This is a genomic window from Acinetobacter sp. WC-743, from assembly GCF_000335555.1.
GTDB classification, from domain to species: Bacteria; Pseudomonadota; Gammaproteobacteria; order Pseudomonadales; family Moraxellaceae; genus Acinetobacter; species Acinetobacter bereziniae.
Window position 1 is genome coordinate 72,476 of record NZ_AMFQ01000142.1, and the last position, 15,028, is coordinate 87,503.

The window sequence follows — 15,028 nt, forward strand, 5'->3', positions numbered from 1 at the left end:
TCAGTTCTCTATATGTTCTTGTTGAATTTGTTCAGATGTTTTTCCGAAACGTCTTTCTCGCCCTGAAAAAATATTAAACGCATGATCCAACTCTTGTACCGTAAACTCAGGCCACAAAGTCTGAGTGAAATACAACTCAGCATACGCAGCTTGCCACAATAAAAAGTTAGATAAGCGGTAATCACCGCCAGTACGAATCAACAAATCTACAGGTGGCAAATCGCCCAAACTTATTTGTTGTGCAAATAATTCAGTATTGATTTGATTCACATCAATTTTTCGATCTTTGACTTGTTGCGCAAGCTTACGTGCAGTATCTGTAATATCCCACATACCACCATAACTCACAGCAATTGTTAAAGTCATGTTACTGAACTTAGCAGTCCTTTGTTCAGCATGCAACATTAATTCACGTAGCTCTGGAGAAAGCCGACTACGATCACCAATAAATCTCAACGCAATTTCGAATTTTTCCATACGGGGAATTTGCTCATGAATTGTTTCTTCCAACAATTTCATTAACAAATCAACCTCATACTGTGGTCTATTCCAATTTTCACTTGAAAACGCAAACACAGTCAGGGCTTGAACACCCACTTTGCGGCAATGCTCTACAATTGGGTCAAGGACATTTTTACCTTCACGGTGCCCATCACCTTTTTGTAGTTGTTTCTTTTTAGCAAAACGATTGTTGCCATCCATAATGATGGCAACATGTTTTGGAAGATGGTTGTCTTCAGATGCGGTCATTATAAATCTTAGACCTTCATCAATTCAGCTTCTTTAGCAGCAAGACGTTTATCTACTTCAGCAACAAACTTGTCTGTAATTTTTTGAATATCATCACCTGCACGGCGCTCATCATCTTCAGAAATTTCTTTATCTTTCAATAATGCCTTAATATCACCCAAAACATCACGACGAATGTTACGAATCGCAACTTTGGCATTTTCAGCTTCATTACGTGCAACTTTTTGCATGTCTTTACGTGTTTCTTCAGTCAATGCAGCCATAGGTACACGAATTGCATCAGCAGTTACTGGGTTTAAACCCAAGTCTGATTCACGAATCGCTTTATCAATTGCAGATACCATTGAACGCTCAAATGGCTGTACCAACAAAGTACGTGAATCTTCAACACCAACGTTTGCAACTTGGTTTAATGGCACATCAGAACCATAGTAAGGAACCATAACACCATTGAGGATTGATGGATGCGCACGACCTGTACGAACCTTTGCAAAACCATGTTCCAAAGACTCCAATGATTTATTCATACGGTCTTCAGCGTCTTTTTTAAGATCGTTAATCATATGATCTTCCTTACTTATAAATGTGTATAACGTAAAATTGCAGTAGTATAAAGAGCTTTATCCCACACGTACATTAGTTTGTAACGTGTGTCCCTTCTTTTTCACCCATTACTACAGAAAGTAATGCACCTGATTTGTTCATATCAAACACTTGAAGTGGTACATTATGGTCACGACACAAACAAATTGCCGTTAAATCCATCACACCAAGTTTCTCATCCAATACTTGGTCAAAGCTTAAATGATCATATTTAATTGCATCGTCATATTTACTTGGGTCTTTGTTATAGACACCATCTACTTTTGTTGCTTTTAAAATAAGATCAGCTTCAATCTCAATACCACGTAAGCACGCTGCTGTATCAGTAGTAAAGAATGGGTTACCCGTACCTGCAACAAATACACAAACTTCACCTTGAGTAAGATGACGAATTGCATCACGGCTTGAATAAGACTCTACTACTGCACCAATTGGAAGCGCAGACATTAAACGTGTTTTAATGTTACGGCGTACCAAAGCATCACGTAATGCCAGACCATTCATGACAGTCGCAAGCATACCCATTTGATCGCCTGTTACACGACCAACAAGCCCATCTTTTTGCAGTTGACTGCCGCGATATAAATTGCCACCACCAACAACAATACCGACTTGCACACCTAAACCGACCAAGTGAGCAATAGATAAAGACATTTGATCCAACACAGGGGCATCAATCCCCATGTCTTTATTACCTGCAAGCGCCTCACCTGAAAGTTTGAGCAAAATTCGCTCATAGCGTGGCTTTTTAGAATCTAACATCACAAAACTCCAATACTTATATCTACAATTTTATTCGTATTCAATCAATTTGAAATCAATTACTTTTATGCCGATTTAATTTTAATCAACTTTGCAAATAAATCGTATTCATCTGCATCTGTGATTTCGACTTCAAGTAAGTCACCTGCTTTAATCAATGATTTATCGATATCTTCAACAAATACGTTACCATCAATTTCAGGTGCATCCGCATAAGAACGTGCAACAGCCACAGGGAACTCTTCTTCAAGATCATCCACTAAAACTGTCATGGTTTGACCAATACGTTTTTGTAATTTGGCAGCAGAAATCGCTTGCTGAACTTCCATAAAGCGTTCATAGCGCTCTTGCTTAATTTCTTCTGGAACGTGATCTGGCAAATCGTTGGCAGTCGCACCCTCTACAGGCGAATAAGTAAAGCAACCGACACGATCAAGCTGAGCTTCTTGCAACCAATCCAGTAAAATTTGGAAATCTTCTTCAGTTTCACCTGGGAAACCGACTACAAATGTAGAGCGAATCACCAGTTCAGGACATTTTTCACGCCATAATTTTAGACGCTCTAAAGTATTTTCACTATGGGCTGGTCGCTTCATCAATTTTAAGATGCGCGGACTGGCATGTTGAAAAGGAATATCTAGATATGGCAGGATTTTGCCTTGCGCCATCAAGTCAATCACCGCATCAACATGCGGATATGGATAGACATAATGTAAACGCACCCAAACTCCTAACTGACCTAATGCTTCGCACATGTCATAGAACTTGGTTTTAACAGGCTGACCATTCCAAAAATCAAGCTTATATTTAGTATCAACACCATAAGCAGAAGTATCCTGTGAAATCACCAGGACTTCTCTTACCCCTGCTTTTTTCAATGCTTGTGCTTCACTCAACACTGAGCCGACAGGACGTGATACAAGATCACCACGCATACTTGGAATAATACAGAACGTGCAACGATGGTTACATCCTTCTGATATTTTTAAGTAGGCATAATGTTTTGGGGTCAAACGAATTCCTTGCTCTGGGACAAGGTCAATAAAAGGATTGTGCTTCGGTGGCTCTGGAACATACTGATGTACAGCTTCCATCACTTCCTGATATGCAGCAGCACCTGTAACTTTGAGTACATTAGGGTGCATTTGGCGAATCTTGTCTTCGTCTTTACCTAAACAGCCAGTAACAATTACACGACCATTTGCGCTCATGGCTTCGCCAATAGCGTCTAAAGACTCTTGTACTGCAGATTCAATAAAACCACAGGTATTCACAACAACTAAATCAGCACCATCATAATCTGATGCAACATCATAACCTTCAGTTTTCAACTGAGTTAAAATTCGTTCAGAATCTACCAATGCCTTAGGACAACCTAAAGATACAAAACCGACTTTGGGGGACTTCATGAATCTGCGCTCCACTATAATCCGCGTATTGTATGACTTTTCCAGAGATAAAAACAGGTGGAAACACGACTCTTTGTATAATGCACCAAAATACATCCAATCAAATAATAAAATTCCAACATTGCACCATTTTGGAACACTATCATGATAGCTTAATATCATGATGGCTGATGTACAGAGAATAAAGGTCGTTAAATGCGCAATTTTTATTATTCATGTAAGAAAACTGCGCAACAAATAAAAGTTGGCGCGCATCTTGCTTTATATGAGCACGATTTATATCAATTCAATACCCTTGATTGGGATAAATAGAATAGAGGTGCAGATGCCATTGCGCTATTTTAAGACAGGAAAGCTCTGCTAATGGATCAATACCCAACCATTGACTATCGACTGCTTGTGGATAATTTAACCACAGCAATCCTTTTGGTCGATTGTAATCTAAATATTTTTTATCTCAATTCATCTTGCGAAGCGCTGTTTGATATTAGTTTGTTTCGCGCCGCTGGTCAGCCTGTAATCAATATCTTGCATGCACCAAACGATAGCTTTAATACTTTGGATGCACTCAACAACACCATTAAAACAGGTCAAGCCTATACGCGCCGTGAAGCGATTATCAATGTCAATTTTAAAGACATGCATGTTGATTACTCGGTATCTCAACTGAATACTGGCAAACCCTATCACCCATTATTGTTAATAGAATTGAATCCAATTGATCGGATGTTGAAAATTTCAAAAGAAGAGAATCTTATTCAGCAACACCAAGTCGCACGACAACTCATACGTGGCGTTGCACATGAGATTAAAAATCCATTGGGCGGTATTCGGGGTGCAACTCAGCTTTTAGCACGAAGTTTAAACGATCCTCAATATGCAGAATTCACAGATATTATTATCAGTGAAGTTGACCGCTTAAGAAACTTAGCAGACACCATGCTAGGCTCACGCCAACTTCCAAGTTATGAAGCGGTCAATGTTCACGAACCATTGGAACGCGTTCGTTCACTGATCGTGAATCAAACCAAGAAAAAAATTAAAATTACGCGTGACTACGATCTTTCTTTACCTGATGTAAAAGCAGATCGAGATCAATTGATTCAAGTCATGTTGAATATTAGTGTCAATGCGGTTCAAGCGATGACAGAAAATCGAGAATTCTTCATTGATCATCAACCCGAATTAATATTGCGTACACGCATCCAACGCCTTGTCACCATTAATGGCGTACTAAATAAATCAGCTATTCGTATTGATATCGAAGATAACGGTCCTGGTGTACCTGAGGAAATTTTAGAATCCGTCTTTTATCCACTTGTGACCGGTCGAGCCAAAGGGACTGGACTCGGTTTAAGCATTGCACAAAACATCATGCATCAACATAACGGAATGATTGAATGCCAATCAGTTCCGGGAAAAACAGTATTTAGCCTATATTTACCTTGGGAGTCTAACCATGTCGCATAATAAAATTTGGGTGATCGATGACGACCGAGCTATGCGTTGGGTCTTGGAAAAAACATTCAAAGAAGAAGGTTTTGATGTGACCAGTTTTGAAGAAGCACAATCTGCTTTAGATCAACTGCCAACTGATGCGCCAGATGTCATTCTGACAGATATTCGAATGCCAGGTATTGATGGTCTCACCTTCTTAGGCAAAGTCAAAGGAAGTTATCCGGATCTCCCTGTAATTATCATGACAGCCCACTCAGACTTAGAATCTGCAGTATCGAGCTATCAAACAGGTGCCTTTGAGTATCTACCAAAACCTTTTGATATTGATGAAGCGCTTGCACTGGTCAATCGTGCTATCCTACATATCAATAAATTACAACAACAAGAATCAGCAAAAGCAACACCTATTCAGTCTACTGAAATCATTGGTGAGTCTCCTGCCATGCAAGAGGTTTTCCGTGCTATTGGACGACTCTCGCAATCTCATATCACCGTATTAATCAATGGTGAGTCTGGAACAGGTAAAGAATTAGTTGCTCATGCTTTACATCGCCATTCACCAAGAAGCAGCAAACCTTTTATTGCTTTAAACATGGCTGCCATTCCAAAAGATTTGATTGAAACTGAATTATTTGGACATGAGAAAGGTGCATTTACAGGTGCCAACACACAGCGTCAAGGACGCTTCGAGCAAGCCAATGGCGGTACGCTCTTTTTAGATGAAATTGGCGATATGCCTTTTGAAACACAAACCCGTTTGCTACGTGTTTTAGCTGATGGTGAATTCTATCGTGTTGGAGGACATATTCCTGTACGTGTAGATGTACGTATTGTTGCTGCCACACACCAAGACTTAGAAAAACTTGTACACGATGGTCGTTTCCGCGAAGACTTATACCATCGTTTAAATGTGATTCGCATTCATATTCCTAAACTGGCACATCGTTCTGAAGATATTCCAATGTTGGCACAACACTTCTTGGCACGTGCTGGTAAAGAACTTGGCGTAAGTCCTAAAATTTTACGCCCAGAAACACAAGAATACATTCAGAAACTTCCTTGGCCAGGTAACGTGCGCCAATTGGAAAACACCTGCCGATGGCTGACTGTAATGATCACGGGTCGTGAAGTTTACCCAGAAGATTTACCTTCTGAACTAAAACAGATTCCAATCAGCAAAACTGACGATCAAGGACAAATCCAAGCAGGCGTTGATCGTATTGCACTACACCATTGGGATGAACTTTTAGGTCAATGGGCGATTCAAAAACTCAAAAATGGCGAGATGAAAATCTTAGACATTGCCACGCCAATGTTCGAACGGACCTTGATTAATGCGGCACTACAACAAACACGTGGACGCAAACGCCATGCTGCTGAGTTATTGGGTTGGGGACGTAATACTTTAACCCGCAAACTCAAAGAATTAGGCATGGACTCCACTGAAGATGATGAAGAGGAAGATAAAACTGTATTAGCTGAATAATAAATCACTCATAAATATAAAGTTTACTCCAACCATATTTGCTAAGAATATGGTTGTTTTTTATGTGCCTATCGTTAAGAATAGCCACGTGAAATTAAACTTTATCGCTAGGATAAAAATGAACAAAACTGTTGTTGTTATCGGCTTACTTTCAATCTTGACTGTTGCGTGCTCTAAAAACAAACCGCATGATAATGTAGAGCATCAGGCAGAAAAAGTAGTAGAAGAAAAACCGCTGAAAGCTGCTAATTCAGATGATTGTTTTAAGCTAGAAGCCAATAAACAGTTCACTTTAAACAACAGTGATGAAACTGAGATTCAAATTGTTCCGACGACATTTAACAGTCAGAATGCAATTGCAATTGTGAGACAAGGTGCTGGTGTTCGTACAGATTATATCTACGATCTCACGGGTCGTACCATGTTGGCGAATTTAGATTATGGTATTGCCGCACTGGGTTCAAATCCCAATGACGTATTGGTCAAAACCACCTATCAAGCTCCTCTTCCAACCTTTCCATCTAACCTTAAGCCTCATCAAAAATTTCAGATGACTTATAATGCTGTTATTGAATCTCAACTAGACAATACAGACAAGTCTGAAAATAATAAAACTGTTGATATTGAATTTGTTGGTTTTGAAAATCTCAGCTTAATTGACAATAACAACAATACTTTAAAATTCAACAATGCATGTCATTTTGTCTCGCAAATTGGCGATAGCACGCTAGATGAATGGTATGCTGAAGGTTATGGGCAAATTAAATATATTAAAAGAAAAGCCAATGGTGAAATGAAAAGCAGTGAAGCTATTGGTGACGATCCAGAACCTGAATCCAAATAAACAAAAAGCCAGTTAAAAATGCTTTAACTGGCTTTTTTTGGTAAAAATACAGCTTATTTCATAAAACCTGAGACTAGGTTCAATACATTCTGAATATCGCCATTGGCTTCATTATGATCCGTAGCATCACCTTGTGGTGTAAGTGAATCAATGATTTGCGGTAGCACTGTTGAAATTGCACCATACACTTCATTGGTCGGAACATTAGCCTGTTGAGCAACTTGTTCAACTTGTTGACCACCAAACAAACTTTGAATTTGATCTACATTTATTCCACTATTGCCTTGTGATGGATCAACCCAACTTTGAACTTGTCCGCCCAAACCTGCACCTTGCAGTTTAGCCAAAGCCCCTTGCAACCCACCATTTTGCTGAATCCACCCTAAAACTAGCGGAACCACTGCAATCAATAAAGAAGAAGCATTAAAACCACTTGCCTGAGGTGCTTGTTGTTGTTGACCACCTGTTAAGCCTCCGAGGACTGAACCCAATACCCCACCCAGTCCACTGCCTTGTGATTGTTGTTGACCACCTAAACCACCAAGCACTGAACCCAATACACCGCCTAATCCGCCACCAAGCCCGCCTTGTGATTGTTGTTGTCCGCCAAGTGCTTGTTTTGCTAAAATTTCAACAATATTTGTTAAATCTGTCATGAAGTTTTCCTTTTTTAAGTTTTATGACACGACTACAGCATACTTGGCTTTAATTTATTCACCAAAATTGGAATTGTTAATTTTTGCAATGTCTTAATATAATTTTTAGTCCCCACACAGACATCACCAACGAAACTTATTCCAGTTTTCAGGGTTTGCCCAAAACTTAGAATTAAACCAGTCTGGTACATGTTTGTAGGTTAAAATATTAAATTGCCATAGTGCAAAATCATTTTCATGTGAGGTCTTGTCAATCAATTGAGTAAAGCCCAGTGATCTAAGCAAATGCTCATCATTGAGCCTGCAAGCCACCACGATTCGTCTTGCTAAAAGATCACGCAACCTCACCAACAGTTGCGATTTATGCAAATCTGAAACACCCAGCATATCTTCTGTATCTAAAACAACAAATCCTAAATCATATCGCTGGGTAAAAGGCAGATTTAAAAACTCAGATACGTTAAAATAGGACCACTGAATTGAATAATTTGTAGAGTATTGCGCCAAATTTTGCCCAATACACAATGCAGTTTGAATTGGCTGTTCTTGCGATAAATCGTCTAGCATTGAAGTGATGACATTTTGCTCAGCCATAACTGCACCTTTTTTGAAGCGAGTAATTAAACATGGAACTACAAGGCATTTGTCATAAAATGCATGCAGGTCTTAAAGACCTTAGTTTAACTGATCAGCAAACACATAAGGCAAATGTTGAATATAAATTTATATTAGATCGCTCAGAAATCGAGCTTCCATTTAGTTTGGGACAAGAAATTGAGATTGAAGCAACTGGAAATATATACTGTGTTTCTTGTGGTGCGAAAACACCTAAGTCTTATTCACAAGGTCACTGCTTTAAATGTATGAAAACCAAAGCATCTTGCGATATGTGCATTATGAAGCCTGAAACTTGCCATTATCATTTAGGCACCTGTCGAGAAGATGATTTTGCGCATGAAGTGTGCTTCCAACCGCATATTGTATATCTAGCGAATTCAAGTGCATTAAAAGTAGGAATTACCCGCTTAGGTCAAATGCCTACACGTTGGTTAGATCAAGGCGCAACTCAAGCTTTACCAATTATGAAAGTGGGTTCACGCCGTTTATCTGGACAACTTGAAGTGATGTTTGGTTCACAGGTTGCTGATAAAACAGATTGGCGCAAGTTGTTAAAAGGCGAAGCTGAACCGATTAATCTGATTGAAATACGTAATGAGTTGGTACAAGAATTTGCACCTAAAATTCAAACCATTCGAGATGAATTTGCACAACACCTTGAGTTTAACGAGACAGTTGAATTGCTTGAAGAAGAATTACCGCGTGAATTTGTCTACCCTGTTGATATTTATCCTGAAAAGATTAAATCTCACAATCTAGATAAAACACCAATTATTCGTGGCAAATTACAAGGGATTAAAGGTCAATATTTAATTATGGATACGGGTGTGATTAATATCCGTAAATATACAGGTTATGAACTTAAAGTTCGGGCAGAGTAATCATCCGTTTTGCGTCGAATTTAATATTTATAAAACTCCTCTCTGATTTAAATCTAGGAGGAGTTTTTTATTAAATTTCTTGCCAAACCAATAGGCTTCCTGAAAACTTGAAAACAACCAATATCAAAAGTCTATGACTCAATATTGCTAGAATTAAATAAATTAATTCAATCATTTAATCAAGCGATTAACTTTGTAGTCATGATTTTAACAATGTCAAAATTGCTTGTACTGGATCTTCACTATTTCCTGCCAAAAGCTGCTTATGCATTGTAATCAACTGCATCACCTGAATTTGAGCAGTTTCAATATCCATCAACTTTTCTATCTCACGTGCTAATTTTTCAGGCGTAGCATCTTTTTGAATCAATTCTTGAATTGCTTTCTTTCCCGCAATAATATTCGGCAAAGAATAATAAGGAATTTTGACCAGTAACTTGGCAATCACATAAGTCAGCCAATTGAGTTTATAAAAAGTGACCATTGGTCGATGCAACAATAAAGCTTCCAAAGTTGCTGTGCCTGAAGCCAAGGCGACAATATTTGCAGCATTCATAACCTGACGACCAATTTTTGACTCTTTATCGGTATTTTCCAACAAATGAATTTTTGCGATCAAATCACTTGGATAATGCTTTAATAATGCTTCAATTTGTTGTTTGCGCTGATCATTAATTGCAGGGATAACAAACTGATACTCAGGATATTTATGATGAATAATATTTGCAGCATCTAAAACCAAAGGTCCAAGTCGTTCAATTTCACCACGGCGACTTCCGGGCAATAACGCAATGTGCTTTTGACTGAGATCTAAACCCAGCTCTTGTTTGGCATCCAAGATTGGATTTTGTAAAGGCAGCTGACTGGCAAGCGGATGACCCACAAAAGCAGCTGGAACTGCAAATTTTTGATAGAAGCTTTTTTCAAAAGGAAATAAACAAAGCACGAGATCGATGCAGGCTTTAATCCCATGTACCCGTCCTTGTCGCCACGCCCAAACGGATGGGCTGACATATTGAACCGTTTTAATTGGCAGATTTTTTTGTTTTAAACTCTTCGACAAACGTAGATTAAAATCTGGAGCATCAATACCAATAAAAATATCGACTGGATTGACTGACCATTTTTCAACCAAACCATCACGTACCGCAAACAGCTTTTTTAAATCTTTAAGGACTTCCACAATCCCCATTACAGATAAAATATCCATTGGATAAAAACTGTTGAATCCTTCCGCGATCATTTGAGGTCCACCAATCCCCTCAAACTCAGCATCTATACCCTGTTCACGAAAACTACGAATAAGTTTAGCCCCTAAAGTATCTCCTGACACTTCACCGACCACAATTCCAATTTTAAGCTTCCGATTTTGCAAGATATTCTTCCCAATTTGCAGTATACATGCATCATAGCATAGTCAAATTAGTTTCACCGCAATGCCTTTATACAATCAGGATAAAGCCTGATACGGATTTGAACGGCTTATAACAATAATGTTGGATGACAATTCACTCAGTTTTCTATCGTTAATCTATTTTCTATTTATATTTTCAATTAGCCGACTATTGTCTCACAGATAGACAAACAATAAACTAAGCGATAATTATTATCATTTAAGACCACAATGATCAACTCTCTCCCAACCCGCTTTAAACTCTCGCTCATGAGTTTAGCCGTATTCACTGTACAACAAAGTTTTGCCGAAGATTTACAAAACTTACCTACGATTTCCGTTCAAGCGACAGCTGAACAAACGGAATTAAGCTCCGAGCAAAGCAAATCGTATATCGTTAAAAAATCAACCAGCGCTGCCAAGCTGAATATCCCTGTTAAAGAAACTCCGCAAACAGTCAATGTCGTTACACGGCAGCAAATGAATGATTTTGCAATGAATAGCACCAGAGATGCCTTGAGTAATACGCCTGGAATCACTGTCAGCAATCAAGAAACTGAGCGCTCAACCTATACTGCTCGTGGTTTTGAAATCTCAAATCTATTAACGGATGGGGTTGGATTCCCTTCAAGCAGTTATAATTATAACAACACCAATCCGGACACTTATTTTTATGATCGAATCGATGTGATTAAAGGTGCAGATGCACTGACCAATGCCTTTGGTGATCCAAGTGCAACCATCGATTATATTCGTAAACGACCAACACAAGAGTTTCAAGCCAATGCGGGTATCAGTTATGGTTCTTGGAATACTCAACGTTATGAGGCAGATGTTTCTGGTGCGTTGAATAATGATGGTAGCATTCGTGGTCGCTTGATGGGCTACGAGCAAACTGGGGATTCTTATCTCGATCGTTATTCATCAGAGAAGAATGGCTTTTCAGGCATCATTGATGCAGACCTGACAGATTCCACCCTACTTACCGTAGGTTATAGTCAACAACAAAATAAACCAAATGCAAATAACTGGGGTGCTTTGCCACTTCTAGGTACAGATGGAAAGCAACTTTCCTATAATCGTGATTATAACCCTAATCCAGATTGGGCATATTGGGACAACAAAACACAAAATGCTTTTGCAGAGTTAAAGCAAAAGATTAATGAAAAATGGGGTATCCGGAATTTCTGGTTGATAAAATGCCAAAGATGTAAAGAAGAAAATCTTTCTCAGCGGATTATCTGATTGATCCTCTTCAGCCTACTCTACTGCCAATTTTCTGTTTCCACCTTCGCCTGAGTCTTCATAGCGATGCTGACTAGGGAGGACAGCGAGAGCTGGGCAAGCGTCAAAGCGGTTCTGGTTCATGCGCAATCCGGACACCTGCACAACATTCCTCTTGTAAGAAACCGATCAAATTCTCTAGGTGCCCATACTCGGATATACAGACAATCGTGCGGCTATGTTTCTCCTGCCGGATCAGCCCTACCTTGGCCATGCGCGCAAGGTGATGTGATAGCGTCGAAGCAGGAATACCCAGCCCCTTCTGGATATCTCCGACCGAAGCCCCATCATGGCCAGCTTTGACCAGAAAGCGGAACACGGACAGTCGGTGACTATTCCCTAGCTCAGCTAAGCTGGCTGCAACCTTTTCGTGATCCATAGCACGCCCCAATAATTCGATGTTTCTAGAATTATAGTTGACAGGTCGGATAAACGCAAGTAGGCTGCGTACATCATTTCGACAATACTAGAAATATAGGAGTAATATTGAATGTCATCTCAACTCCAAGACGCTCTAGGCATGTTCGCCTTTCTCGCTATCGAGCTATCGGTTTTATTCATTGGCATTAGCTTGCTGGTCGGAGTTCTTCAACGTCACATCCCACCATCCAAGGTGGAAGCGTTACTGACTTCCAGTGGGAAGCGAGGCTATTTTCTTGCTGCTGGTTTAGGAGCTATAACGCCCTTCTGTAGTTGCTCGACTATCCCCATGTTGAAAGGGTTGATTCGGGCACGGGCCGGTTTTGGGCCGATGATGGTGTTTCTTTTCTCATCTCCGTTGCTGAATCCTATCGTCGTCGGCCTGCTGGTTGCCACGTTTGGATGGACACTTACTGCTATCTATGTGCTCGCCGCTTTGGTGGTCGCGGTAGGTGCCGGATGGCTGCTTCACACGCTTGGCTTCGAGCGTTATGTGCGCCGGACGGCGACACAAGAGAGCAGTGGATGTAGTTCATCAGCAAGCCCGTGCAGTGCTACATCGACCGCATCGAGTTGCGGCACCAACAGCTGCGACACCACTCCGAAGACGGCTTCTTGCGGGGCTGATAGGAAGACAACAGTCTCTACGTCTAGCGAATGCTGTGACAGTCAACCCACTGTCACGGTTAAGAAAGAAGGGAAGTACAGTGGTGTGTGGCGGGAAGCTTGGTCGGACTTTATCGATGTGTTGCCTTACCTGCTCATCGGTATTGCGATTGGCAGCGTGATCTATGGTTTCATGCCCACTGACTTATTGGAGCAGTATGCAGGCCCAGATAATCCCTTTGCCATTCCAGTTGCCGCTGTCATCGGCGTGCCGTTGTATATTCGCGCTGAAGCCGTCATACCTCTGGCAGCGGCTCTGATGGCCAAAGGCGTGGGTGCCGGGACGGTGCTAGCGTTTATCATCGGCAGTGCCGGAGCCAGCCTGACTGAGCTCATTCTGTTGCGCTCTTTGTTCACGCTGAAGCTTTTAGCGGCGTTTTTAGCAGTCATTTTTGCTATGGCGATGATTGCCGGTTACGCCACCTACCTGTTTTTCTGATCAAGGCGGGAGATGATTAATTCGTTAAGCCTTCCTGGGTACCAGTTGGTGGATTCTGATGAGCAGAATGAAGACATACATTTTCGGCTTGAAGCACCTACACCAGTAGCCTGCGAGGGGTGCGGCGTGCAGGGTGAGTTCGTGCGGTTCGGCAAGCGTGACGTTCCCTATCGTGATCTGCCCATCCACGGCAAGCGGGTCACTCTCTGGGTGGTCCGCCGCCGATACACCTGCCGGGCCTGCAAGACAACATTCAGGCCCCAGCTACCGGAGATGGTGGACGGATTCCGTATGACACTGCGGCTGCATGAGTACGTGGAGAAGGAATCCTTCAACCACCCCTACACCTTTGTGGCGGCACAGACCGGCCTGGACGAGAAGACGGTGCGCGACATCTTCAACGCCCGCGCCGAGTTCCTGGGGCGCTGGCACCGCTTCGAGACGCCCCGCATCCTGGGCATTGACGAGCTATACCTGAACAAGCGCTACCGCTGCATTCTGACCAACATTGAGGAGCGAACCCTGCTCGACCTGCTGGCCACCCGCCGCCAGGACGTGGTGACCAACTACCTGATGAAGCTGAAAGACCGGCAGAAGGTCGAGATCGTCAGCATGGACATGTGGAACCCCTACCGGGCAGCGGTCAAGGCTGTGCTGCCCCAGGCCCGTATCGTGGTCGATAAGTTCCATGTGGTGCGCATGGCCAACGATGCCCTAGAGAGAGTGCGCAAGGGCCTCAGAAAGGAGCTGAAACCGTCCCAGAGCCGGACTCTCAAGGGAGACCGGAAAATCCTGCTGAAACGCGCTCACGAAGTCTCAGACCGGGAGCGCCTCATCATGGAGACCTGGACAGGCGCGTTCCCGCAACTGCTGGCCGCCTACGAGCACAAGGAGCGCTTCTACGGCATCTGGGACGCCACCACACGGCTCCAGGCAGAAGCCGCCCTGGACGAGTGGATAGCCACCATCCCGAAGGGCCAAAAGGAAGTCTGGAGCGATCTGGTCAGGGCAGTGGGAAACTGGCGCGAAGAGACCATGACCTACTTCGAGACGGACATGCCCGTCACCAACGCTTACACGGAGTCCATCAACCGACTGGCCAAGGACAAGAACCGTGAAGGGCGCGGTTACTCCTTCGAGGTGATGCGGGCACGAATGCTCTACACCACGAAGCACAAGAAGAAGGCACCGACTGCGAAGGTCTCTCCTTTCTACAAGAAAACCATCGGTTACGGACTGCCGGACTTCGCAGAGGAACTCAACTACGGAGTCGATCTATCAACCATCTGATAATGGTATCAGGTTGGTGGGGTAAAGGTGCCCCATCAACCATTAAATCCGTATACCCAAAAAATGGAG

Annotated in this window: 14 protein-coding genes and 1 pseudogene; 7 read left to right on the forward strand and 8 right to left on the reverse strand. The window is 42.0% G+C overall.

Annotated features, from left to right (window positions below; genetic code table 11):
• The 4 genes from uppS to rimO all read right to left on the reverse strand — a co-directional run bounded on the left by uppS (position 1) and on the right by rimO (position 3,524).
• Complete coding sequence (uppS, locus tag ACINWC743_RS21810; RefSeq protein WP_004830470.1) at positions 1 to 750, reverse strand: polyprenyl diphosphate synthase; 750 nt, start codon at positions 748 to 750, stop codon at positions 1 to 3.
• A gap of 8 nt (positions 751 to 758) precedes the next feature.
• On the reverse strand, positions 759 to 1,313 hold the full coding sequence (frr, locus tag ACINWC743_RS21815) for a ribosome recycling factor (protein ID WP_004830469.1): 555 nt from the start codon (positions 1,311 to 1,313) through the stop codon (positions 759 to 761).
• 73 nt (positions 1,314 to 1,386) lie between these two features.
• Positions 1,387 to 2,115, reverse strand: coding sequence for a UMP kinase (pyrH, locus tag ACINWC743_RS21820; RefSeq protein ID WP_004830468.1), 729 nt, complete (start codon positions 2,113 to 2,115; stop codon positions 1,387 to 1,389).
• A 65-nt stretch (positions 2,116 to 2,180) separates the two neighbouring features.
• Positions 2,181 to 3,524, reverse strand: coding sequence for a 30S ribosomal protein S12 methylthiotransferase RimO (rimO, locus tag ACINWC743_RS21825; protein WP_009586970.1), 1,344 nt, complete (start codon positions 3,522 to 3,524; stop codon positions 2,181 to 2,183).
• 363 nt (positions 3,525 to 3,887) lie between these two features.
• Between rimO and glnL the strand changes: the two genes are divergently transcribed.
• The 3 genes from glnL (at position 3,888) to ACINWC743_RS21840 (ending at position 7,312) form a co-directional block, all read left to right on the forward strand.
• Positions 3,888 to 4,994: a nitrogen regulation protein NR(II) gene (gene glnL, locus ACINWC743_RS21830; RefSeq protein WP_004830465.1), complete on the forward strand. Its 1,107-nt coding sequence runs from the start codon at positions 3,888 to 3,890 to the stop codon at positions 4,992 to 4,994.
• On the forward strand, positions 4,984 to 6,468 hold the full coding sequence (gene glnG / locus ACINWC743_RS21835) for a nitrogen regulation protein NR(I) (protein ID WP_004830464.1): 1,485 nt from the start codon (positions 4,984 to 4,986) through the stop codon (positions 6,466 to 6,468). Before glnL ends, glnG begins: the two co-directional genes overlap by 11 nt.
• 118 nt (positions 6,469 to 6,586) lie before the next feature.
• Positions 6,587 to 7,312 (forward strand): hypothetical protein, encoded by a 726-nt coding sequence (locus ACINWC743_RS21840; RefSeq protein ID WP_009587006.1) that lies wholly within the window; start codon positions 6,587 to 6,589, stop codon positions 7,310 to 7,312.
• 53 nt (positions 7,313 to 7,365) lie between these two features.
• Here the strand turns inward: ACINWC743_RS21840 and ACINWC743_RS21845 are convergent, their stop codons facing one another.
• Together ACINWC743_RS21845 and ACINWC743_RS21850 are read right to left on the reverse strand one after the other, a co-directional pair.
• The gene (locus tag ACINWC743_RS21845) at positions 7,366 to 7,968 is read right to left on the reverse strand and encodes a YidB family protein (RefSeq protein ID WP_004830461.1); all 603 of its coding nucleotides are present in this window, start codon (positions 7,966 to 7,968) and stop codon (positions 7,366 to 7,368) included.
• 123 nt (positions 7,969 to 8,091) lie between these two features.
• Positions 8,092 to 8,562 (reverse strand): DUF6231 family protein, encoded by a 471-nt coding sequence (locus ACINWC743_RS21850; RefSeq protein ID WP_009587016.1) that lies wholly within the window; start codon positions 8,560 to 8,562, stop codon positions 8,092 to 8,094.
• A 32-nt stretch (positions 8,563 to 8,594) separates the two neighbouring features.
• Between ACINWC743_RS21850 and ACINWC743_RS21855 the strand changes: the two genes are divergently transcribed.
• Positions 8,595 to 9,467 (forward strand): DUF2797 domain-containing protein, encoded by an 873-nt coding sequence (locus tag ACINWC743_RS21855; RefSeq protein ID WP_005031961.1) that lies wholly within the window; start codon positions 8,595 to 8,597, stop codon positions 9,465 to 9,467.
• A gap of 199 nt (positions 9,468 to 9,666) precedes the next feature.
• Here ACINWC743_RS21855 and lpxB read toward each other — a convergent pair whose 3' ends face one another.
• Positions 9,667 to 10,842, reverse strand: coding sequence for a lipid-A-disaccharide synthase (gene lpxB, locus ACINWC743_RS21860; RefSeq protein ID WP_009586980.1), 1,176 nt, complete (start codon positions 10,840 to 10,842; stop codon positions 9,667 to 9,669).
• A gap of 249 nt (positions 10,843 to 11,091) precedes the next feature.
• Here lpxB and ACINWC743_RS21865 point away from each other — a divergent pair.
• Positions 11,092 to 12,033, forward strand: a pseudogene (locus ACINWC743_RS21865) (TonB-dependent siderophore receptor); the annotation flags it as partial.
• A gap of 175 nt (positions 12,034 to 12,208) precedes the next feature.
• On the opposite strand, the gene ACINWC743_RS21870 reads toward ACINWC743_RS21865, so the two are convergent.
• Positions 12,209 to 12,523: an ArsR/SmtB family transcription factor gene (locus ACINWC743_RS21870; RefSeq protein ID WP_008294929.1), complete on the reverse strand. Its 315-nt coding sequence runs from the start codon at positions 12,521 to 12,523 to the stop codon at positions 12,209 to 12,211.
• 111 nt (positions 12,524 to 12,634) lie between these two features.
• Here ACINWC743_RS21870 and ACINWC743_RS21875 point away from each other — a divergent pair, with 111 nt between their 5' ends.
• The gene (locus ACINWC743_RS21875) at positions 12,635 to 13,669 is read left to right on the forward strand and encodes a permease (RefSeq protein ID WP_009586987.1); all 1,035 of its coding nucleotides are present in this window, start codon (positions 12,635 to 12,637) and stop codon (positions 13,667 to 13,669) included.
• A 12-nt stretch (positions 13,670 to 13,681) separates the two neighbouring features.
• Entirely contained in the window at positions 13,682 to 14,959 is a 1,278-nt protein-coding gene (locus ACINWC743_RS21880) for an ISL3 family transposase (RefSeq protein WP_000610830.1), read from the forward strand.
• The last annotated feature ends 69 nt before the right edge of the window (positions 14,960 to 15,028 follow it).